Source organism: Psychromonas sp. SA13A (genome assembly GCF_011378715.1).
Classification (GTDB): domain Bacteria; phylum Pseudomonadota; class Gammaproteobacteria; order Enterobacterales; family Psychromonadaceae; genus Psychromonas.
Map to the genome: position 1 here is coordinate 34,825 of NZ_WTKU01000025.1, position 22,613 is coordinate 57,437.

Genomic DNA, 22,613 nt, shown 5'->3' on the forward strand with positions numbered 1-22,613 from the left:
ACTGCTTAAAAAGGAACTACTTAAAACAATATTTTGTGCCTAAGCACATAAAAAATTTAACTTAATGACGGTATACATCAGTTATTTAACCGTAACGCCGGCCACTTTTTCATATTCATTAAATAGGCAATTTATGTCATCTTCATACAATATTCTGTGCATTGATTCTTCAACAGAAGCATGTTCGGTTGCAGTGTCAACTAAACAGGCAACCATTTTTCAACGCTTTATGCTGGCTCCTCGCGAACATACTCAACGTATATTACCAACCGTTGATGAGGTGATTAAAGAGGCAAACTTATCCTTAGCAGATATTGATGTGATTGCTTATGGGCAAGGTCCAGGGAGTTTTACTGGCGTTAGAATTGGAATCAGTATCGCCCAAGGACTGGCATTTGGCCTAGAAAAGAAAATGGTAGGTGTTTCAACGTTACAAGCAATGGCTCAGGAAGCATTAACCCTTAGTACGAGTGAGCAAGCAAACACAGCAGTTGAACATATTTATGCGGCTATTGATGCTCGTATGGGCGAAGTGTATTTTGCTCATTACCTAAATGTAAATGGCATCATGGAATTACAGGGCAAAGAAACGGTAGTGAAACCACTGGACTTGATCAATTCAATGTCTGAAACAGGTCAATCTATTCAACAAAATAGCTTATTAGTCGGTACTGGATGGGCGGCATATCCTGAGTTATTAAACGCATTTCAAGCCAGTCATGTTTCTGATGTTTTATACCCTAATGCTGCATTTATGTTGCAATCTGCTTGTGAATTAATCGCTGATAACGCTGCAGTGCATCCTGAAAATGCAACGCCGGTCTATTTACGTGACACTGTGACGTGGAAAAAACTACCAGGTCGTGAATAATTGTCTATAATGCAACTATAAAAGTTCAGATAGAAATAACATCCACTTAGAGGTAGTTCTAATAACCTATGGCCATTTATAATAATGTTGCAATGACAAATAACCCAATTAACACGGGTAAATTGTCGCAAGTTAAAAAAAATGAAAATACGCCACCCGTTAGCGAAATTAGTCCTGTCTCTAAGAAATCTGATTCAACTGAGTTTTCTTTAATCCTTTCTTCAGAACAGCAACAGTCGATCAATGACACCATCGGTTATGACCAGCCAAGTGCTAAAGGGCGTGGCGCATTAGATGCATACCATCAAGTAGCGACACAAGAAAAACGAGAACAAGTGATTGATAGCATGAGCTTTCATTTTGTAGTTTAACTAACGTTATCCAGTATTAACTACCGCTAAATTGAACCTTAAATTTATATCACAGTCTATCAACTCCACTATTTATAATCTCTTAGGTAAATTATGTTGCGTCATTTTATACTGTCACTTACTTTATTATTTGCTATCTCTCCCTTTAAATCTTTTGCTGAGACTTACCCGATTCCACTTTCACTGGCGCAAATCGATGTGCTGGCGACTTTAATCTGGGAAAATGAAGGTGCGGGTAAAAAGGAGCATCTTACGGTATGGAATAGAAATGAAGATTTTCCTTCGATGGGGATCGGGCATTTTATTTGGTACCCAACGGTAAAAAAAGGGCCATACATCGAACAATTCCCAGCTTTACTTGATTATATTACTAGTAATGAAGTCCCTGTACCTAAGTGGTTAATTAACGCAAAAACAGCTCCTTGGAAAACAAGAGAAGAATTTTATCGTGAGTTTAACAATGAAAAACTGACTCAATTAAGACAATTAATGCAAGATACTGCTGCATTACAAGCTCAGTTTATTATTCAACGCTTAGAAAAGGGTATTCCTGCGATCTTAGCGAATAGCACTAAACAACAAAGAGTTAAAATAAATCAAAGTTTAGACGCATTAAAAGCAACACCTGAAGGTATTTTTGTTTTATTAGATTATATTAATTTTAAGGGCGAGGGCACTTCCGATAAGGAAAAATATCAAGGTCATGGCTGGGGCTTAAAACAAGTGTTGTTAGCGATGCCTGAAAAAACAGATAATATATTACGTAGCTTTGCTTTGGCCGCCGATGAAATGCTTACAAGACGTGTTAAAAATGCACCTAGAGATGAGCTAATGTGGTTAAAAGGATGGAGAGTACGTATTCATCATTATCCCTCATTAAACATTACCTCTAGTAACATTCAATAATATAACCGAATTTTAGCAAGTAATTGATCTGATTAAATATTCTTGGTATTCATGCCAAGAGTTGCTGATTGTTCCTTGCAACTTATCAATAATTTCCTCTTTATTAATGCAATAGTTGACAGTATTAACTTTCTGATTTCATCCTTTTGTCATTATTTGAGTGTTGATTTTTCCATTTTTTCTATACAATAATGAAAATTTCATTAATAAATACCCAATAATACAAGGTCCTATTATGTTATATCGAGTTATGCGCAGTTTATTATTCAAAATGAATCCAGAAAAAGCGCACGATCTTTCAATTAAGCAGCTCAAATTAACGCACGGTACATTATTAGATCTTCTATACCGCCAAAAAGTACAACATCGCCCAGTGCAAGTAATGGGATTAACGTTTCCTAATTCACTTGGCCTGGCTGCTGGTCTTGATAAAAATGCTGAATGTATTGATGCCTTTGGTGCAATGGGTTTCGGTCATATTGAGGTGGGGACGGTGACACCAGTTGGTCAACCTGGAAACCCTTCTCCTCGTATGTTCCGTGTATTAGAAGGTGAGGGGATCATCAACCGTATGGGGTTTAATAATGACGGTGTAGATAATCTCATTGAAAATGTAAAAAATAGTAATTTTAAAGGTGTGATTGGCATAAACATTGGTAAAAATATTAATACGCCAGTGGAACAGGGCAAGCAGGATTATTTGCTGTGTATGGATAAAGTTTACGCACACGCATGTTATATCGCAGTCAATATTTCATCTCCAAATACACCGGGATTACGTTCTTTACAATATGGTGAAGCATTAGATGACTTATTAGATTCCTTAAAAACACGCCAACAAGAACTTTCGGAAAAACATGGTAAATATGTACCTATTGCATTGAAAGTAGCGCCAGACTTAAGTGACGAAGAAATTGAATCTATCGCTCAATCATTATTGAAATACAAAATAGATGGGTTAATTGCAACCAATACAACCTTAGACCGTGAAATGGTTAAAGGTATGTCGCATGCTTCAGAAGCAGGTGGTTTGAGTGGAAAACCGGTACAAAGTAAAAGTACTGCCGTGATAGCTAAATTTGCACAACATCTTAATGGCCAAATTCCAATCATCGGTGTTGGCGGTATCGATAGCGTTATCGCAGCAAAAGAAAAAATTAATGCCGGTGCAAGCTTGGTGCAAATTTATTCAGGTTTTATTTATCAAGGCCCACCATTAGTTAAAAATATCGTTAACTATATTTAAAATAAGGCCACCAAGTAAACGCCATAATCATGTTGCTTAGCGATTAAAAACAGCAACGTGATATATCTTCGACTCTTGAAATAAGAGTCATTGCCCCAAGTATTTAACATTACTTTATTATTGGCGCGTTATTAATGGTACTTTATTAGTGGGCTTTACCTTTTTATATATAAGGTTAAGTGATAGTTATAGAACATGAGGAGAAAGTAATGGATTATATTCCAAAAGCAGAATGGCAATGGGTCTTTGACCTGCAACAGGGAAAGTTATCTGTTGTAGACCGTGAGCGAACTTTCCCCATTGTTTACGAAACTAATATGTTACGTTTACGAGAAAGCCAAGTGTTGTCGTTTACCGTAGATGATGTGTCGCGTTATATTGAATTATTTGAAAGTGAATCATTAAGTCACTTTGAAGAGTCTCTGCGTTGTAAGATAATCTTACATTTAATCGCGATAGATCTGTTTCATAAACCAATGATGCCTAAAAGTTGGTTATTTCAAACATCAGAACATCAACAAACTCAATATAATAACGGTGAGTTAGCCATGTTAACAACCTCTGGCATGCCTGAGTCTGCTAAGTATATGGTATTAGAACAACAGGATAACTTTTGTTTGTGCATGCTATTTGACGAAATACATAATTTTTCTAATGGAAAAATATTTAAACAATTCCAAATTATTAAAGTCACCGCTGATAAATTAACGCCATGTTTAGAATCGCAACCACAGGAATGGGTTTCGTTTCAAAATGCAGGCTAACCTTGCTGTTAACTTTTCATTTTAATTTTGCAATAAAAAACCGCTTATAAAGCGGTTTTTTGTTAATGCTTACTATTTTTATTAATGGTTACTATTTGAGTTCACTCTATTTGGCTTATAAAAAAATAAGCGAAATAAATCACTTCAAAGGTTAATCATTAATCGTTACGTTTAGTTACTTCTAATAAATGGTAACCAAATTGTGTTTTAACTGGACCTTGTACTTCACCCACTGGCGCACTGAATACAACTTTATCAAATTCAGGAACCATCATACCTGGACCAAATTCACCTAAATCACCACCTTGTGCACCCGATGGGCAAGATGAATGTTGTTTAGCAATTGAAGCAAAATCAGTACCTGCTTCGATTTCATTTTTTAATGTTAAGCATTGTTCTTCAGAGCTAACTAATATGTGACGTGCTTGAGCTAAAGCCATGGTAATTCCTTAAATGGTATAAAAGAGCATGATTGTAACGGCAGAAGATATAAGGTGCAAATGTCAGTGGTCAGAGTAATGTATTTTTTATAAATTATATTGGTTTTATTACTTGCATATTGCAAATAAAGTCATATTATGTCAAAAAGATTGTTATTTATTGCTCACTTATCACGCGTAAGTAACATCAACAAAAGCCACTGTTCGTGGCGTATTATTTATTAATTGAGGTCAGCATGAAACGTATTGCATTATTTTTATTAACTAACTTAGCCGTTATATTAGTGTTAGGTATTGTATTAAGTATTGTTTTTTCAGTTACTGGCATGGACTCTCGAAGTATCGGTGGGTTATTGGTGCTAGCAACCGTATTTGGTTTTGGTGGTTCTTTCATCTCATTAGCTATGTCCAAGTGGATGGCAAAGCGAAGTACAGGTGCTGTCGTTATTACTTCCCCTAGTAATGATACTGAACGTTGGTTACTAGAAACAGTAACAAAACAAGCTAAACAAGCGGGTATTAAAACACCTGAAGTGGCAATTTATAACGCACAGGATATGAATGCCTTTGCCACCGGAATGAAAAAGAATGATGCGTTAGTAGCAGTTAGTACTGGCTTGTTACAGCAAATGACACGTGATGAAGCCGAAGCCGTTTTAGCCCATGAAGTTAGTCATGTGGCAAATGGAGATATGGTAACGCTTGCGTTAATCCAAGGCGTAGTTAACACCTTTGTTATTTTCCTAGCACGCGTTATAGGTGGGTTAATTGACAATGCGATGCGTAATAACAATGAAAATTCAGGACATGGTTTCTCTTATTACATCATTGTATTTATATTAGAGATGGTATTTGGTGTACTTGCAAGCACGATTGTTATGTACTATTCACGTCAACGTGAGTTTAAAGCTGATTCAGGCTCTGCTTCACTGGTCGGTAAAAATAAGATGATTGCCGCATTACAAAAATTACAAAGAACATCAGAGCCACAGCTAGAGGGTAGCTTAATGGCATTTGGTATATCGGGTAAAAAGAAAAGAAGTTTATTTATGTCACATCCTCCCTTAGAAGATCGTATTAAAGCATTACAAAATAGTCAGATGATGTAACTTTATGAAAGGAATCAAAGTATGGAGGTAGGAAGATATTAAAGGTGTAAGGAGAATGCTGTGCTAGGTACATTTAGACCTGTCATCAGTTGATTACACCGGTAGTTAATTTTTTGTATTTTGATCCGCAACCCGTATTTATAGCGCGTAACTTGTTACGCGCTATTTTTTTATCTGTTTTACTGTAAAATCAATGCTCTCCTAATTAATCTGATGTACTCGTTATGAATATCTATATCGACAAATGCCTAAAAATTGTCAGCTCTCTATGCCTTACTCTGTTTATAGTGGCATGTACTCCGTATCAAAAGCCGCTGACTATTGGTGCCGCACCTTGGCCAAATTTTGAGTTTGCTTTTTTGGCCGGTGAACTTGGCTACCTAGATAAAGATAAATATTCATTACTTGAACTGACTTCCCCTACTAGTGTCATTCAAGCTTTTCAGACAGCTAAACTCGATGTTGCTTTTCTTTCATTGGATGAAGTTTTGACGCTAGTAGCTTTAGGAATTGATTTAAAAATAGTCTCAGTGATTGATCGTTCTAGAGGCGGGGACGCGTTAATAGCAAAGCCAGAAATCAAAACACTGGAACAATTAAAATGGCATTCTATTGGTTATGAAAACAAAGCAGCAGGTGCCTTGCTATTAGATAAAGTTTTTTCGTTAACAGAGTTAAATAATCAAACAGTACAACTCTTTGAAGTCAAACAAAATGAGCTTAAAGATGCTTATTTACGAGGCGATATAGATGCCTTAATTGTTAAAGAGCCGGTAAAACAACAATTATTAGCATTGGGCGCAAGAGAACTTATTAACTCTAAATCCTTAAGTTTACCTATTATTAATCTTATGGTCGTCCGGGGTAATTTGGACCAAGAAAAAGAAGTGCAAATAACACACTTTCTAAAACAGTTTTACCGTGCTCAAGCATTCTATGAAGATCATACCGCGGAGGCTTTAGCCAGCATGTCAGTAAGGTTACAACTATATCCTTATATTCTAAAAAATGCCTTTGCGAATACGCATTTTATTCCTCCCAAAGAGGCGTTAATGCTCTTATCTGGTTCGCCTTCAAATATGCAATTGAGAGCAGAAGAATTAAGTAAGTTGATGAGTGATAGAAGGATGTTAAGTCAAATACAAACAAACCTAGCCACGCTAATATCAACACGTATCTTAGAGCAGGCAATTTATGAATAAAATTCGTAGAGTTTCACTATTAATTATATTGCCCGCAATATTTCTAAGTATATTTTTTGTTTTTCAAACAATGATCTTTATTCAAGATTTTCGTCAAAGTCAAGACCAGCTATATGTTGAAGCAGAGCAAGATATCAAAGGCTTAGCTGGGCAATTACAAACTTCACTGTCCAATGCATTAATGCGCCTTGAAAAGGCGCGTGCGCAAGATTTTGTATCCACCGCTGCATTAAATGAGAACGTACAAACGGTCGCAGTGGTAGACAAAAATCAACAAATTATTCTCAGTAATAACTTCCGTGAAAAATACATGTTTTCAAAACTACAACTTGAACGTTATGAAGGTGCCGTATTAAATCGTGTTATTAATGATAATGAAATAGTAGTCAAATACTTCAAACAAAGTAAAGAGTTAGTGGTTTATGCCCCTTTACAGATGATCTCTAAAGGTAACAGCTTAAACCGTAAATTTAATGGCATTATTTTTATACGCTATTCATTAGAGAGTGCCTACAGTGAGCTAGCACACAGTAAACTCATTGAACTCATTAAGCAGTGTGCCTTATTATTGCTGACGGTTAGCTTATCCGTATATTCACTCAATCGATTGGTGATAGTGCCACTTAAACGCCTTGTAAATGAGATGCGTAGCTATGACTTAACAAGCCTATCTGAATTAACTGAAAAAGGTGTTGGCGAAATAGGTTTTTTACAGCGTGCTTTTTCTGAATTAATTGTCGATGTGTCCGATAACATGAACGAACTAGCGGGTAGTGAGCAACGTTTATTATATGCACTTAGAGGCGCACGAGACGGGGTATGGGACTGGGACATAAAACAGGATCAGGTCTTTTTTTCCAACCGTTGGAAAGAGATATTAGGCTATCAACCAGAAGATATAAAAGCAGACATTATAGAATGGGAAACTCGCATTCATGAGGATGACCTTTACAATGTGTTTAATGATTTTTGTGAGCACTTTGTTGGTCGAGATTCATTTTTTGAAAACTCCCATCGAATCCGCTGCAAAAATGGTGATTACCGTTGGGTATTAACGCGAGGTCAAACGGTATCATGGGATAACAAAGGTAACCCGCTACGTGTGATCGGCACTATGACTGATGTTTCTGCCTACAAGGTGTTACATACCTCAATTAAATATCAGACACAGTATGATGAAGTAACTGAATTGCCGAATCGGACAGGTTTAATCTCTCATATTTCAGATGAAAATATCAGACAGCAAAACAATGGATTATTTGGTGCGTTAATCGTCATTGATGCCCAACAGTTTTCAGCGATTAATGAGCTTGATGGTAATCACAAAGGAGAACAATTATTAAGTTTAATTGCCAGACGATTAGAAAAACTCATTAGTGTGCCTGATTATGTTGCACGTCTTCGAGGTTGTGAGTTTGTCGTCGTCTTATCTGATTTACACTCAGACCGTGAACATGCGGCTCAAATATCAATGCGCTTTGCTGAGCAAATAGCATTAACACTCAAACAGCCGTTTAATTTAACCAGTGAAAAGTTAACCTTAAAATTTGCCTACGGTATTACACATTTCCCAAGTGAAGGATTGCAAGCTGAAGACATACTTCGCCAAGCAGCAATGGCAATGAAAACAGCGCAAGATAACCCTTTAAGTAATATTAGCTTTTTTGCAAAAGCAATAGAGGAAAAAATTAATCGTACACATCAATTACAAAGCAAAATACGTCAAGGATTGGATAACAATGAGTTTACGCTTTGCTTTCAACCTCGTACTAACAGTAATGGCAACTTAGTTGGGGCAGAAGCCCTTTGCCGTTGGTATCAAGGTAATAACACTTGGGTTGAACCCGCAGATTTTATCCCTGTAGCAGAAGAGTCTGATTTGATTATTCCCCTAGGGGAGTGGGTTCTTCTAAATGCGTTTACTCAATTGAAGCATTGGGTTAAAACCGGATTACCGCAATATTTCAAAACTTTATCACTTAACGTGAGTCCTAAACAATTATTACAAGACAACTTTATTGAGACCATTGAACAATATTTATTACAAACAGACGTGGATCCAAGCTTGATTGAAATAGAGATTACTGAGACAGTGTTAGTTTCTAATACTGAATTGATTATCAATAAATTACATGAGTTACGCCGACTTGGTTTTCGATTCGCTATCGATGACTTTGGTACTGGTTATTCCTCATTTCAATACTTAAGTATATTACCGGTTTCAGCACTTAAAATTGACCAATCTTTTATTGTTAATTTGATGCAACAACACAGTCAACAACTGATTGTGACCGCTATTATTAATATGGGTAAATCCCTTAATCTAGAGGTTGTGGCTGAAGGTGTTGAAACACAGCAACAACTGGACTTTTTGATCGATAAAGGGTGCAGTCAGTTCCAAGGGTATCTGGTAAGTGCACCGTTAACGACCATCGATTTCCAAAAATTATTAAATAGTAGGAAAGACAAAGAAACTAAATTGCAAAATTCGACAATCAAACTTGAGAAGCCTAATAGTTAATGAAAAATATTTATAAACTCTATTTATGTTGTTTACTAAGTCTTGTTTCAAGCAACGTAGTTGCAAATGTAAGCTTCGAGATAAAAGGTATCAAAGACAATAAAGCCAGTGCAAATTTAAAAGTTTTTTTAAATGGCCTATCGGTACCTGACAACGCCGATGATGAGACCTATTTGAATGAAGTCGTTGTAACAGGTAAAGAGAGTTTAGTGGCATTAGGGTATTACCAAGCAAAAATCACTCCTTCAGTGACTGGCGATGAGAAAAAGCAAACCGTTACCGTCGATGTAGATCTTGGTACTCGTACCACCATTTCAGCGGTTGATTTACGTATTACAGGTGAAGCATTACACGATAAAAACTTCCAGCAACTAATGCTTAACTTTCCAATCAAGGAAGGTGACTTTTTAGATCACGGTGAATACGAATCTGCTAAAAGTCGTGCTAGAAGCTTGGCCTTACGCTATGGTTTTTTTGATGCAAAATATACTAAGTCGTCAGTTGAGGTTACACAAAAAAACAATACCGCAATTATTCATTTATGGTTTGAAAGTGGTAAGCGATATCAGTTTGGCGATTTAATTTTTGACCTAGAAACGCCCGCTAAAGAGTTTGTTAAATCATTACTTAATTTTAAACAAGGTGACCCATTTGATACGGGAATATTAAATGCTTTCAATCAAGACCTTAACGATACTGGATATTTTAAAAGCATCACTATTTTACCCGACATACGAAAAAAGCAAGGTCGATTGATTCCTTTGCACGTATTAACTTATATGCAACCAGAGGATTCATTTAATGCAGGTTTAGGGTTTAGCACCGATGAAGGTGTGCGAGGTAAATTTCGTTGGACACGTCCATGGATCAATCAATATGGTCATTCATTTGAAACAAATATTACCGCTTCAGTCCCTAAACAGGAAGCGTCTGCCACCTATAAAATCCCCTTAGAAGATCCGCTTTATAACTACTTTTCAATTCAAGCCGGTTATAAAGTGCTGGATCAAAACGATACCGATACTGAACAGTCTGTAGTTGGTTTTAATCGTAATTGGCGTTTAGATAATGATTGGTTGCGTACTATTTATCTTCGATTTGATAATGAGTCCGGTACCCAGGGTCAACAGGAGTTCTCTACCTCATTAGTTTTACCTGGTGTTAGTTTTAGCCGAATTAGAAGTAAAGGTGGAATCAATATCGATTGGGGGGACAAACAGTTAGTATATTTTGAGTTTGCTAATGAAAGTTTATTTTCTACGGCGGATGCGATCAAAGTCTATGGGCAAACTAAATTTATCAGAACTTATAGTGGCCACCAGTTTATTGCGTCAGCTGAAGCCGGCGCCATTTTTTCTGATTCAATCTATAACGTGCCTTCATCGATGCGTTTCTTTACAGGTGGGGACCAAAGTATACGGGGTTATGATTACGAAGAAGTGGCACCAAGGGACTCCGAAGATTATTTGATTGGTGGTTCATACCTTGCGACAGCGAGCCTTGAATATCGTTTTCCAGTCGCACCAAACTGGAAAATAGCTGCATTTTCTGATGTCGGTACAGCAACCGAAGATTTTTCTGAACCTCTCTCAGTAGGCACTGGCGCAGGAGTTGTATGGGCATCGCCCGTCGGACCTATTCGTTTTTATGTTGCCGTACCTTTAACTGATACCGGTGATGCATTCAAGATTCATTTAATGATTGGGCCTGAACTATGAGTTTTCTGTTGTTAACTAGAAAATATCTCAAACGTATTTTCTTTACTCTATTTGTTTTCATTATTTTAGTGCTTTTTATCACTGGTTTAGGTCTGTTTACGCACCAAGGTAATAATTTAATTCTTAATACCATACAAAAATTTGAACCTAGATTAACCATGTCATTAAAGCAGGGCAGTCTTTTTTATTCACCTGTTTATGAAAAAATACGTTGGGTCGATGGTGATGCGTTGTATGAATTCAAGGATCTTAGTTACGAATTTGATTGGAATTGTCTAATAGAAGAGCTGTGCCTGGAGTCATTAACAATCGCAAGCGCAGATATAAATATACCAGAATCAGAAACACCCGCACAACCAGAAGACCCAAATGCAGAACCATTTGTTTTAGAGTTTCCTCTACGTGTAAATATTAAAGATCTGGCGATTAACAATACCCATGTGAAGGTGGCAGGTGTAGAGGTTGATCTTAAACAGCTATTGTTAAAAGCTGATGGGCAAGATAATAATTTAGCACTAAGTAACAGTATTAAAGGATTAACGGTTATTTTAGCGGATGCTGAAGTTGATAGCGCAACTAAAAAGAGTAACTCTCAAACAAACCAACAAACACGCCAGCAACTACTTTCAAGTTTTCCCGCTATTTTAACTGACAAAACGTTACCTGAAATAATCTTACCCGTTAACTTAACGGTTAAACAATTAGACGTGCAGGGTTTTAAACTAATCCAAAACAAAAAAGATTTAGTTTCTATTAATCAATTAAACAGCCAATTTACCTTTTTTGGTTCTAAATTAACTATTGAACAGTTTGACCTGGATTTGCCTGAAGCAAATCTAGCCATCTCCGGTGATATTGACCTTAGTCAACGTTATCCGATGGATTTAGCCTTACAAGCAACACTCAAAGAAATTAAAGATCTTCAGCCTACAACATTATTAAAAGGCCAACAATTAAAGTTAAACAGTCAAGGCGATTTAGCTGATTTACATTCTTCAATTACGTTGAGCCAATTAATTAATGCAAAAATTGATAGTGCGGTGGATTTATACAGTGAAAACTTACCACATCAATTAACCGTTAAGTGGGATCAATTCAACTGGCCTTTATCCGGTGAGCCTGAAATCTCCAGTAGCAAAGGTTACCTTGCTAGTAAAGGCAACTTGAATAATTACCAATTACAGCTTGATAGTCACCTTAACCTGACTGACTTACCGCCTGCGGATATCAATTTAAAGGGTAAAGGTAATTTACAGTCCTTTGATTTATCAACGTTAATGGTTAAAACATTACAGGGAGACGTACAACTTAACGGGAATTTAAATTGGCTAAGCAACCTTGCGTGGAAGGGTGATTTAAGTATTAATGGCATTAACTTTAATGAATTAAGTAAAGACTACCCAGGTCAATTAAGTGGCCATATTCAACATTCTGTTAGTGTGCCGTTAGCCGACAACAAACAACCAGCTTGGACCTTTAATTTACCTGTTATAGACCTCAATGGCTCCTACCTTAAACGCCCATTAACGATTAAAGGCAAAGCAAGTGGTGATGCCAATCAAGGTTTCAGCATTAATAATCTAGCGATTAACAATGCTGAAAATTCAATGTTAGTGAATGGTAAAGTGGCAGATAAAAATGACCTGAGTATCGATTTGGATATTCAAAACCTAACTAACATTATTGCAGATAGTCGCGGTAAAATCAAAGGCAAGGTTAACTTAGCGGGTAGCATTGATAAAATTGAAATAGACAGTAACTTAGATGTCGAAGACTTAAGTTATTTGGATAACGATATTGAAGCTTTAAGCATTAAAGGGCAAGCAATGCTATCTGATTTGCCTGTGGCTAACCTTGCCATTAACGCCAACAACATTCGAAGCAATGGTCAAAAAATAGATTCAATAAAAATTGATGTTAAACCTAATGCGGTCGCCGATATAAAAGTCCAGCATCAAGTTAATGTCGATTTAAAAAGTAAAATGGTCAACACCGACTTAACGGTGCTTTTTGAACAACAACTTAATACTTGGTCGGCTATTCTAGATAAGGGAGTTATTGAAACGGTACAGGGACTATTAGTTTTAAAAGACCCATTTACTGTTACCACAGAGCAACAAACAATAAATTTAACCCCTCATTGTTGGTTAGCAACTAACAATAACAAAGATCAAAATGGCCAACTTTGTATTAAAAAATTTAGTGCAGGTGAAAATGGTGATATAAAAATCAATATTGATGACTTTTTACTTGCATCATTAACGCCTTTTATTCCCGATACATTAACACTTGAAGGCGCACTTGCTGCAAATGTAGATGTATTTTGGAAAAATAATCAGAAACCAAGTATTGACCTAGAAGTTAACGGTGATGCAATGGCTTTAAATATCAATACTGATAAAAACACCAAAGAAGTTATTCGTTATCCTGTAGAACAATTTCATATTGAAATGAAGACAGGTAAGCAACAAACTGATTTTAGTGTAAAAGCATTATCTGAAGGTCTTATTAACGCAAACGTTGAAGGGTACATAACACCTTATCAGGCAACTCCACAAATCAATGCAACCCTAGATTTATCAGTGCCTGATTTCGACAACTTTGCCATTTTAATTCCACAGGTAGATAAGCTAACAGGGCAGCTACAAGCAGATATTAAAGTTAAAGGAAAACTTGAAAAACCTTCTTTAGCAGGACAGGTATTAATCGCAGATGCATCTGTAAAAGCGCCGAGTGCACCTTTACGAATTACTGATCTAAATGCAAAAGTAGATATAGATGACAATCAAGCAAAAATTGATGGTTATTTTTTCACAAATACTAAAAAGCCAGCTAAGAAAAAATCAAATGTATTACTGGATACCATAGTCGCAATTAAAGACACAGCAGTCAGTACCATTAATATACCGCAACGTATTGCTAACATGCGTAATTCGGATGCAGCTAATAAAGAAACGAATGGGCGTGCTGATATCAATGGTTTGCTCGATTGGAACCAAAATTTGAAAGGTAAAATACACTTCGAAGCCGATCAGATGTTAATTCAAGATTACGGAAAAATTGAGCTTTATGTGAGTCCTAATATTGATGTTATTTTAGATGACCATGTCCGTGTAGATGGCGTGATCACCGTTGATAAAGGGAATATTACGGTCAAAGAGTTACCTGAAGGTGCCGTTAGCGTCTCTAACGATGTGATAGTTGTCGATGCCAAAGAAAAAGAGACTAGTGCTGATTTACCGATTAAAATGAAAGTAAAAGTATCATTAGGTGACCAGCTTCGATTAAAAGCAATCGGTTTAGACTCTTATATTCACGGAGATTTAATTGTTAAAAAAGCACTGAAAAAAGAACTGACTGTTAACGGTGAATTGACCTTTTCAAAGGGAAGTTATAAAGCCTTAGCACAACAGTTAGTGTTACAAAATAGTCGTATCGTTTTTCAAGGACAACCGGATGCACCTTATCTCAACATTGAAGCTATACGTGATCCTAATGATACCGAAGACAACGTAACCGCTGGTGTGCGAGTAACAGGGACACCACACCAATTGCAGTTAACTATTTTCTCTGAGCCTGCGATGTCGCAACAGAATGCTTTATCTTACATTACTCGAGGTTACTCTATTGCTAATGCTTCAAGTGATAGCAATAACAATCAACTTGCTTCTATATTAATAGATTTAGGGGCAGGCCAAACCGATGGTGTAATGGGTAACATTGGTAAAAGTGTGGGTATTGATGATTTATCACTCGCCTCAAGTGGGCAGGGTGACCAACAATCTGTAGGCATTAAAGGGACTATCGCACCGGGCGTTGAAATCAGCTATGGTGTTGGTGTATTCGATTCATTTACCATTTTTGCTATACGTTATGAATTGTTTAAACAGTTTTATATAGAAGCTTCTAGTGGTCTATATCAAGCCGTGGATGCTTATTACGAATGGGATTGGGATTAGTTAACGTTTTTATAGTTATAATGTTAATTCAACCTTGAATGAATATTACAGTCAACTTCATCATCAAATTGCTAAAGCTTTCAGCTATAACTCTTGAGAGCTTTAGTAGTTATATTAACAAAAACGTTACATTGACGTCACCTCAAGCTATTACATTGCATTTATTGCGTCTCATACTGTCCCGCTTAATTAAATGGTTAAAAGTTAAATGGCTAAAAGTTAAATGGTCAAAAATTACGAAGGAAACTCAATGAGGGCAAGGCGTTTGATTGAGTAATAGCTAGCTATTGAGATTGATCACAACGAAGTGTTCATTAATTTTAACCAGCAATATTGATCAGTTTTTATGCGGATTGGTATTTGTTATTACTTGCAAATATGATGATTACAACAACAAGTCAACCTCATCCTAATTTTGCCTTTCACTCTATTTATTTCCATGTTAACTCTTCACTTCAAGGGCCTCACATTTCTTTACGTTATAATATTCTAGTTTTGGTATCCCTAAAATAATTGCGAGTATTACGTATTTTATCAATGTGTTAAATCACTTTCCGTAGTCTAAATAATAATCTATTCAATTTAAATAATTAGCGCTGGATAACATAACTAGCAACTAATTAAGTAAATAATCGACTTTATCTACATTTTTGAGTGCTTCGACGTTGCTTATTGTGTAATAGGTCTATATTCTAGATACATCAATTATATAATAATACAAACATACAAATAAACACTATTTAAGGAGTTAGATTATGACTAAACCAGTCATCGGTTTCATCGGACTTGGCCTTATGGGCGGCAATATGGTTGAGAACTTACAAACACGTGGTTTTCAAGTTAATGTAATGGATCTTAATAAAGATGCAGTTGCTGCAGTTATCGCTCGCGGTAATGCAACTGAAGTTGCTACTGGAAAAGAATTAGCAGAAAAAAGTGATATCGTTATGCTTTGTCTTACAACTTCTAAAGTTGTAGAAATGGTTGTTTACGGCGATAACGGTATCCTATCTGGTATTAAAGAAGGTTCTGTATTAGTTGATTTTGGTACTTCTATTCCAGCATCAACTCGTAAAATTGGTGCAGACCTTGCAGCTAAAGGCGCAGGTATGATTGATGCGCCACTTGGTCGTACTCCTGCACACGCTAAAGATGGTTTATTAAACATCATGGCTGCTGGTGACTTAGAAACATTTAATAAAGTTAAACCTGTACTTGCAGAACAAGGTGAAAACGTATTCCACCTTGGTGCTTTAGGTGCTGGTCATACAACTAAGTTGATCAATAACTTCATGGGTATGACAACAGTAACAGCAATGTCTCAAGCATTTGCAGTTGCAGATAAAGCGGGTGTTGATCGCCAACAATTGTTCGATATCATGTCAACAGGCCCATCTAACTCACCATTTATGGGCTTTTGTAAAAAATATGCAGTAGATGGCGTAAGTGACTTAGGCTTCTCTATTGCCAATGCAAATAAAGATTTAGGTTATTTCTTAGAAATGGTTAAAGATTTAGGCACTGTTTCTGAAATTGCTGAAGGTACTTCTGCAAATCTGCAAGCGGCAGTTGATGCAGATATGGGTAACGGTAACGTTCCAGAAATCTTTGATTATTTTTTAAAGCTAAACAAATAATACTCAAAAAATATATCACTACACTACCCTTGATATAATGAAAGTGAAAGCTTGCATTATATCAAGGAGTTAAATAGATATTTAACAGTACTGTTATTTTTGTGTTGTTCAAGGTTAACGACTCAACCATTAATTAATTATTGGTCGATTGTTAAAGATAAACATTCACATAAGTAGCAGTATTTTTTTGCTTTGCTTATCCTATGTGAGGTTTTATTATCACCGAATAGATTTTCCTTTACAGTTTTCCCAAGTTCCTTCAGTGTACTGTTCCATTTGCCTATATCATTTCTATGCCTGATGCATGTCAATTCAATTCCTTATAAATCAGCAAGCATTGCAACAAGTAACTTATGTTAATAACTACTTTTTAATACATTAATCCTATTAGTTCTGCATCCATTAATTTAACCATCAACACCCTACATTTCTCTAAATGTAATCATCTGACATCTTACCTTATAGTTTGTTTAGTGACGGGAAATCGCATCTTAATTGGCAGTAGGTGCCTATGTATTTGTAGTACTTAATCAACAATATAGGAGAGGGAAGAGTCATTAATCGTAATGGAATTTGTAACCTTGAAGCATATAGTTTTGCAGTAAATAACGGTGACACATAAAGCTAAGGAGAATCGATCTTGAATCACTTTGAAAATTGATCACAAGACCGATTTTTAATTAATGTTTATAAGGTAAACGGTAAAATTATTTTGTTAAACATTATTAACATCAGTTTCTTAATTTTAGAACTTACTTAATACCTTATTCAAGACCTTTGACTAAGTCGTCAGCTAAGTTATTCATTAATTCAAAATAAGCATCTGGTCCTGCCGTAATATTCGCACCCAGTGGATCTAAGGTTGCTGTTTTTGCACCAGTATCTTCAATAATGGTAGTAACCAATTTTGATTCAAATTGAGGTTCACTGAATACTGCACGTGCTTTCAAATCACGCACTTTTTTTCGTATCTCAGTAATTCTTTTCGCTCCAGGCTTTCTTTCAGGGTCAATGGTTACAGAACCAACAGCATTTAAGTTATAACTCGTTTCAAAATATTGATATGCAGAATGGAACACTAAGTAAGGAACTGTTTGTATTGGTGCTAGTTTCTGCTGTAATTGTTGATCAAGCTTTGTTATTTTCGCTGTCATTTTCACTGTGTTTATTTCATATTGCTTAGCATTAGCTGGATCTATTTCAATTAACATTTTGCTAGTTTGATCAACAACTTTTTGAGCAATACTAGGTGAAAGCCAGATATGTAGGTCCATAGAACCTTCATGATCATCATGTGCAGCGTGCTCTTCATGACCGTCGTGGTCGTCATCATGTGCAACATGCTCTTCATGCTCTTCATGTTCGCCGTGGTCATCATCATGTGCTGCATGCTCTTTATGATCTTCATGGTCATCATCATGTGCAACATGCTCTTCATGTTCGTCGTGGTCATCATCATGTGCTACATGCTCTTTATGATCGTCGTGGTCATCATCATGTGCAGCATGCTCACTATGATCATGATGTTCCCAGTTTCCAAAGTCTCGTTTTGTCAACAATGACCCAGCTAACTGGTCTGCCAGTTCAAGTTTTTTGGCATCTTTTGCTAAGGTTTTTAACGGCTTATCAAGAAAACTTTCCAGCTCATGACCAACCCAAATAACTAGATCTGCATGTGATAATGTTCTTGCCTCTGATGGGCGCAAAGTATATCCATGTGGTGAACCACTTTTAACGATCAGCTGTGGTGTACCAACCCCTTCCATAACACCACTCACCAGGGAGTGAATCGGTTTAATGCTAACAGCAACCTGCGGGCTTTCAGCCGCATTTACTGAATGTTGTAGTAGGGCTGTAATCAATATGAATGGGGATAATAATTTTTTCATCTTGCATTCTCTTAAGTAGTATATGAAATTTGTTATATTATAACGGTACGTGGTGTTATAATATAACGCATTATTTTGTTATAAGATAACATTACTTATTTTTAATTTATATTTTTCTTGCACTATTTTCTATTAGTAAATAGTCGCTTGTAATAATTAAACAAGAGCAAGTAGTCATTGAACAGGCCAAAAATTATAACTTTGTAGCCGAGTAAGGAATAAGAAATTATATGAATAAAGCATTACTTAATTTAAATGCAATTAACCTAGTATTAGGAGAACGAACGCTTTTAGAGAATATTAATTTACAACTAAATCCCGCCGAAATAGTGACCATCGTTGGGCCAAATGGCGCAGGTAAAACATCGCTTTTACGAGTCGCACTTGGATTACAAAAACCAACCTCCGGTACGGTGCAGCTTGCCGACAATATAACCATTGGTTATGTGCCTCAAAAAATTCATATTGATCCCACTTTTCCAATGACAGTTAGGCGTTTTTTAGCATTAGCAAAAACAACTCATAAAAAACCGTTTGAAGAATTATTAGCAGAAGTCGGTGCAGAACATATCATTGATGCTCCGTTACACACATTATCAGGCGGTGAACTACAACGTTTGCTGATGGCGCGTGCGTTAATACGTAATCCCAATGTATTAGTGCTTGATGAACCTGTACAAGGTGTTGATGTGCATGGCCAATCTGAACTATATAGCCTTATCAGCCGAGTTCGAACTGAGAGAAACTGTGCCATTTTGATGGTGTCACATGATCTTCATCTTGTCATGTCATCCACAGATAGGGTGCTCTGTTTAAATCAGCATATATGTTGTAGTGGTACGCCTGAAGTCGTTGTTAGTCATCCTGCTTATGCACAGTTGTTTGGAAAGCATGCAGCAAGTCATTTGGCATTGTACGTTCATGAAAAAAGTCACGAGCACAACCATGCACTTACTGAGCATGATCACAGCCATCAACATAACCAATTTTGTGAACATTTAGAGGGTAAAAAAAGTGATTGATGATTTTTTATTAAGAGCTTTAGTAGGGGGAATTGGCGTAGCATTAGTAGCGGGTCCCTTTGGTTCTTTCGTGGTCTGGCGCCGTTTAGCTTATTTTGGAGATACTTTATCTCATTCAGCATTACTAGGCGTTGCATTAGGTTTTATTTTAAATATTAACCTGACACTAGGCATTTTTATTATTTGCCAAACATTGGCGATATTACTTTTTGTTAGCCAATATCAACGTCAATTAACCAGTGATACCTTACTAGGTATCCTTTCACATGGTTCACTTTCTTTGGGGTTAGTCGCCTTAGCGTATATGGATGATGTAAGAATAGATTTGGTTGGGTATCTATTTGGTGACATTCTTGCAATAAGTGCTACCGATCTGTATTGGATTTATGGTGCAGGTGGCGTTGCTCTTTTAGGGTTAATGTGGATTTGGAAGCCTCTGTTATCGATCACCATTCATGAAGATTTAGCGCGAGTAGAAGGGCTTCCTGTGGATCGTACCAACTGGCTTTTCTTAGGCTTGATAGCTTTAACCGTCGCGATCATGATGAAAGTGGTGGGTATGTTATTAGTAACGGCTTTATTGATTATTCCCGCTGCGACCGCTCGTCGTTTTGCAAGCACACCAGAAATGATGGCTATATTAGCTATTGTTATTGGCTGCTTTTCGGTGATTGGTGGATTACTTGGTTCTTATTATTACGATACACCATCGGGCCCGTCGATTGTGGTGAGTGGTTGTTTATTGTTTTTACTGAGTATTATTGTTCCTCGAAAATAATTGCACTTGCACTTTTTATGCGAATCTAGGCTTTAATTCAAGTGCGAATTGAGACTGTTTTATAGCCGTTACTTTTAAAGTGAAAATATAAAACTGCAAGGTGCCCAAATAATGGATATCGTTAATGGGCATCAACAGGTATAAGTAACGGGTATAAATAGAAGGTGACAGGTGGCGGTTATAGCGTTTCGCTAATCTATATTCAAAGGAATTGATTATTTGTAGCAGTACAGCCATCTCCAAGACGCACTAGAAAATAGCTTTAGATTATCAATGATTCAGATTAATATCAGAAACATAGTCGCTCGAATAGGAGGTTCATATGTTAATGAGAGAAAATACCGGACTTATTGTCGTTGATATTCAGGGAAAACTAGCGCGTTTAGTGGATGATAGTGATACTTTGATAAGTCATTGTGAAAAGTTAATCAAAGGCTCACAGGCGCTTGATTTACCTATTATTTGGCTAGAGCAAAACCCAGAAAAGTTAGGTTCTACCGTTGATGAGTTAAGCATTTTGCTTGATGATATTGAACTGATAACAAAATATACCTTCAATGCCTGTGATTCACCTGATTTTCTAGATCTAATCGGTGCTACCAATGTATCAACTTGGTTAATATGCGGCATTGAGGCGCATATTTGTGTATATCAAACTGCAAAAGGGTTGACGGAGCTAGGTTACAAGGTCGAACTTGTTAGTGATTGTATTGGCTCTCGCCTTGCAGTGAATAAACAACTTGCTATTAATGCATTACAAAATAGCGGTGTTAATACGACTGGTTTAGAAATGTGCTTATATGAATTAGTAAAAGATTGCCGAGATCCCGAGTTCAAACAAATATTAGAACTAATCCGTTAAACTTGAGATGTCGATGAATACACCAGAGCCTTTAGTTACTATTATAGAAGTAACCTGAGTATGTTCACTTGCATCACTCGAGCCAGTAGCAAAATTACTGTCAGAACTGTTTATTAACCTGGGATCTACTTTTAAACGTATTAAACTATGTTTCGGTAATTCAACAACATGAGAATTTCCTTTATATTCATTTAGGCGCAAGCTACAAATACTATTAGCATAATAAGCGCTATATAATAGTTTATGGGATTCTGATATTACCAATGGTCGCCCCAACTCCATTACAGTAACGTTTGCAGTTGTATCCGTTTTTCTAATCATAATATTTAAATCTTCAATTTTTCCATCATGGAGTGTTGCTAACGTTTTATCGCCTCCATCAAAGTGAGCCATATCTAATGGCTTGATTAATTCATTAACATACCTAACTTTATGGTTCTGTTGTTGATCCAAATACTCAATTGCAAAATGTTTAAGTGTTATGCCTTTACCTGACAGCAATACCAAAGTCCGTTGTAATTGACTAAAGTCAGAGAAAAGACCATTTTCAATTACACTCGCTTGGCTAATGCGAAAACATAGCCCATTTTTATCGTCATAACGTTCAATTTCAAGCGTATTACCAAGGCCATTTTTCCAAGGCATCGATTTGTACTGCTGTGGTAATAATATTTGATAATTAAGCACGTGATTTACCTTTATTTGAATCACTTATATCATTGCCTGCACTTATGTCCCTGCCCATAATATATTTAATATGAACAGAGACATGAACTAGGACAGTTAAATAGCTATTTTACTTCTACTTGATAGAGCAGAGGTGAACCTAATGTCTTGGATTCAGATTATAAGTGCATAACTTGAATTAGTAGAAAAAGCGGTCAGCTGAATATATGCTTATCGCTTTTTCTCCGGCAAGAGATGCAACAATGAAAACATATAAACAACTGACCTATGGGCTAAGATGCCAGATTTATGCTTTAAAGAAAATAGGTCTGAGTCAAAATAAAATTGCGCAACAGTTAAAAGTTAGTCAATCAACTATCAGTAGAGAGCTTTCTCGTAATACAGGTAAGCGAGGATATCGCATTAAACAAGCCCAATCGTTTGCACATCATCGTCGATTACATTCTCGTAAAGCAATTAAAATGACGAGTAGCCTCATTGCATTAATTAACTCAAAGATTCGACTCGAATGGAGTCCCGAGCAAATATCAGGATGGTTGCGAGAAGAACACAAAGTGCGGATTAGCCATGAAACGATTTATCTTTATATTTGGTCTGATAAGAAACGTGGAGGTCAGTTATTTCAATACCT

At 36.5% G+C, this 22,613-nt stretch carries 18 protein-coding genes; 15 read left to right on the plus strand and 3 right to left on the minus strand.

Translation table 11 applies throughout. The features are described 5' to 3' along the window. Positions 1–133 precede the first annotated feature (133 nt). The 5 genes from tsaB to GQR44_RS17135 all read left to right on the plus strand — a co-directional run bounded on the left by tsaB (position 134) and on the right by GQR44_RS17135 (position 4,158). Positions 134–871, plus strand: a complete 738-nt coding sequence (gene tsaB / locus GQR44_RS17115; protein WP_166372903.1) for a tRNA (adenosine(37)-N6)-threonylcarbamoyltransferase complex dimerization subunit type 1 TsaB — start codon at positions 134–136, stop codon at positions 869–871. Positions 872–939: 68 nt separating this feature from the next. Continuing rightward, complete coding sequence (locus GQR44_RS17120) at positions 940–1,242, plus strand: hypothetical protein (RefSeq protein ID WP_166372904.1); 303 nt, start codon at positions 940–942, stop codon at positions 1,240–1,242. A 93-nt stretch (positions 1,243–1,335) separates the two neighbouring features. Then, positions 1,336–2,148, plus strand: coding sequence for a hypothetical protein (locus GQR44_RS17125; RefSeq protein ID WP_240923721.1), 813 nt, complete (start codon positions 1,336–1,338; stop codon positions 2,146–2,148). A 235-nt stretch (positions 2,149–2,383) separates the two neighbouring features. Then, positions 2,384–3,394, plus strand: a complete 1,011-nt coding sequence (gene pyrD, locus GQR44_RS17130; RefSeq protein ID WP_166372905.1) for a quinone-dependent dihydroorotate dehydrogenase — start codon at positions 2,384–2,386, stop codon at positions 3,392–3,394. 209 nt (positions 3,395–3,603) lie between these two features. Beyond that, positions 3,604–4,158, plus strand: coding sequence for a cell division protein ZapC domain-containing protein (locus GQR44_RS17135; protein WP_166372906.1), 555 nt, complete (start codon positions 3,604–3,606; stop codon positions 4,156–4,158). A 158-nt stretch (positions 4,159–4,316) separates the two neighbouring features. Here GQR44_RS17135 and GQR44_RS17140 read toward each other — a convergent pair whose 3' ends face one another. Then, complete coding sequence (locus GQR44_RS17140) at positions 4,317–4,598, minus strand: peptidylprolyl isomerase (RefSeq protein ID WP_166372907.1); 282 nt, start codon at positions 4,596–4,598, stop codon at positions 4,317–4,319. Positions 4,599–4,834: 236 nt separating this feature from the next. Here GQR44_RS17140 and htpX point away from each other — a divergent pair, with 236 nt between their 5' ends. The 6 genes from htpX (at position 4,835) to GQR44_RS17170 (ending at position 16,744) form a co-directional block, all read left to right on the plus strand. Further along, the gene (gene htpX, locus GQR44_RS17145; RefSeq protein WP_166372908.1) at positions 4,835–5,707 is read left to right on the plus strand and encodes a protease HtpX; all 873 of its coding nucleotides are present in this window, start codon (positions 4,835–4,837) and stop codon (positions 5,705–5,707) included. Positions 5,708–5,931: 224 nt separating this feature from the next. Next, the gene (locus GQR44_RS17150) at positions 5,932–6,909 is read left to right on the plus strand and encodes an ABC transporter substrate-binding protein (RefSeq protein ID WP_166372909.1); all 978 of its coding nucleotides are present in this window, start codon (positions 5,932–5,934) and stop codon (positions 6,907–6,909) included. Continuing rightward, the gene (locus GQR44_RS17155; RefSeq protein WP_166372910.1) at positions 6,902–9,430 is read left to right on the plus strand and encodes a bifunctional diguanylate cyclase/phosphodiesterase; all 2,529 of its coding nucleotides are present in this window, start codon (positions 6,902–6,904) and stop codon (positions 9,428–9,430) included. The genes GQR44_RS17150 and GQR44_RS17155 overlap by 8 nt, the downstream gene beginning before the upstream one ends. Beyond that, positions 9,430–11,148: an autotransporter assembly complex family protein gene (locus tag GQR44_RS17160; RefSeq protein ID WP_166372911.1), complete on the plus strand. Its 1,719-nt coding sequence runs from the start codon at positions 9,430–9,432 to the stop codon at positions 11,146–11,148. The genes GQR44_RS17155 and GQR44_RS17160 overlap by 1 nt, the downstream gene beginning before the upstream one ends. Next, positions 11,145–15,107 (plus strand): translocation/assembly module TamB domain-containing protein, encoded by a 3,963-nt coding sequence (locus GQR44_RS17165; protein ID WP_166372912.1) that lies wholly within the window; start codon positions 11,145–11,147, stop codon positions 15,105–15,107. The genes GQR44_RS17160 and GQR44_RS17165 overlap by 4 nt, the downstream gene beginning before the upstream one ends. Positions 15,108–15,862: 755 nt before the next feature. After that, on the plus strand, positions 15,863–16,744 hold the full coding sequence (locus GQR44_RS17170; protein WP_166372913.1) for an NAD(P)-dependent oxidoreductase: 882 nt from the start codon (positions 15,863–15,865) through the stop codon (positions 16,742–16,744). Positions 16,745–17,508: 764 nt separating this feature from the next. Here the strand turns inward: GQR44_RS17170 and GQR44_RS17175 are convergent. Further along, positions 17,509–18,633: a zinc ABC transporter substrate-binding protein gene (locus tag GQR44_RS17175; RefSeq protein WP_166372914.1), complete on the minus strand. Its 1,125-nt coding sequence runs from the start codon at positions 18,631–18,633 to the stop codon at positions 17,509–17,511. Between the two features lie 230 nt (positions 18,634–18,863). On the opposite strand from GQR44_RS17175, the gene znuC reads away from it, so the two are divergent. The 3 genes from znuC (at position 18,864) to GQR44_RS17190 (ending at position 21,295) form a co-directional block, all read left to right on the plus strand. Beyond that, on the plus strand, positions 18,864–19,655 hold the full coding sequence (gene znuC, locus GQR44_RS17180) for a zinc ABC transporter ATP-binding protein ZnuC (protein ID WP_166372915.1): 792 nt from the start codon (positions 18,864–18,866) through the stop codon (positions 19,653–19,655). After that, the gene (locus GQR44_RS17185; RefSeq protein ID WP_346774370.1) at positions 19,648–20,433 is read left to right on the plus strand and encodes an iron chelate uptake ABC transporter family permease subunit; all 786 of its coding nucleotides are present in this window, start codon (positions 19,648–19,650) and stop codon (positions 20,431–20,433) included. Before znuC ends, GQR44_RS17185 begins: the two co-directional genes overlap by 8 nt. A 322-nt stretch (positions 20,434–20,755) precedes the next feature. Continuing rightward, on the plus strand, positions 20,756–21,295 hold the full coding sequence (locus GQR44_RS17190; RefSeq protein ID WP_166372916.1) for an isochorismatase family protein: 540 nt from the start codon (positions 20,756–20,758) through the stop codon (positions 21,293–21,295). Here the strand turns inward: GQR44_RS17190 and GQR44_RS17195 are convergent. Next, positions 21,284–21,982 carry a HutD family protein gene (locus GQR44_RS17195; RefSeq protein ID WP_166372917.1) on the minus strand — a complete coding sequence of 233 codons (699 nt, stop codon included), beginning with the start codon at positions 21,980–21,982 and terminating at the stop codon, positions 21,284–21,286. The genes GQR44_RS17190 and GQR44_RS17195 overlap by 12 nt on opposite strands. A gap of 242 nt (positions 21,983–22,224) precedes the next feature. Here GQR44_RS17195 and GQR44_RS17200 point away from each other — a divergent pair. After that, a partial coding sequence (locus GQR44_RS17200; protein WP_166371881.1) for a helix-turn-helix domain-containing protein occupies positions 22,225–22,613 on the plus strand: 389 nt, incomplete at its 3' end.

Coding starts and splice junctions, on each gene's coding strand:
- tsaB (WP_166372903.1), top strand. CDS start 134: ATGTCATCTTCATACAATATTCTGTGCATTGATTCTTCAACAGAAGCA.
- GQR44_RS17120 (WP_166372904.1), top strand. CDS start 940: ATGGCCATTTATAATAATGTTGCAATGACAAATAACCCAATTAACACG.
- GQR44_RS17125 (WP_240923721.1), top strand. CDS start 1,336: ATGTTGCGTCATTTTATACTGTCACTTACTTTATTATTTGCTATCTCT.
- pyrD (WP_166372905.1), top strand. CDS start 2,384: ATGTTATATCGAGTTATGCGCAGTTTATTATTCAAAATGAATCCAGAA.
- GQR44_RS17135 (WP_166372906.1), top strand. CDS start 3,604: ATGGATTATATTCCAAAAGCAGAATGGCAATGGGTCTTTGACCTGCAA.
- GQR44_RS17140 (WP_166372907.1), bottom strand. CDS start 4,598: ATGGCTTTAGCTCAAGCACGTCACATATTAGTTAGCTCTGAAGAACAA.
- htpX (WP_166372908.1), top strand. CDS start 4,835: ATGAAACGTATTGCATTATTTTTATTAACTAACTTAGCCGTTATATTA.
- GQR44_RS17150 (WP_166372909.1), top strand. CDS start 5,932: ATGAATATCTATATCGACAAATGCCTAAAAATTGTCAGCTCTCTATGC.
- GQR44_RS17155 (WP_166372910.1), top strand. CDS start 6,902: ATGAATAAAATTCGTAGAGTTTCACTATTAATTATATTGCCCGCAATA.
- GQR44_RS17160 (WP_166372911.1), top strand. CDS start 9,430: ATGAAAAATATTTATAAACTCTATTTATGTTGTTTACTAAGTCTTGTT.
- GQR44_RS17165 (WP_166372912.1), top strand. CDS start 11,145: ATGAGTTTTCTGTTGTTAACTAGAAAATATCTCAAACGTATTTTCTTT.
- GQR44_RS17170 (WP_166372913.1), top strand. CDS start 15,863: ATGACTAAACCAGTCATCGGTTTCATCGGACTTGGCCTTATGGGCGGC.
- GQR44_RS17175 (WP_166372914.1), bottom strand. CDS start 18,633: ATGAAAAAATTATTATCCCCATTCATATTGATTACAGCCCTACTACAA.
- znuC (WP_166372915.1), top strand. CDS start 18,864: ATGAATAAAGCATTACTTAATTTAAATGCAATTAACCTAGTATTAGGA.
- GQR44_RS17190 (WP_166372916.1), top strand. CDS start 20,756: ATGTTAATGAGAGAAAATACCGGACTTATTGTCGTTGATATTCAGGGA.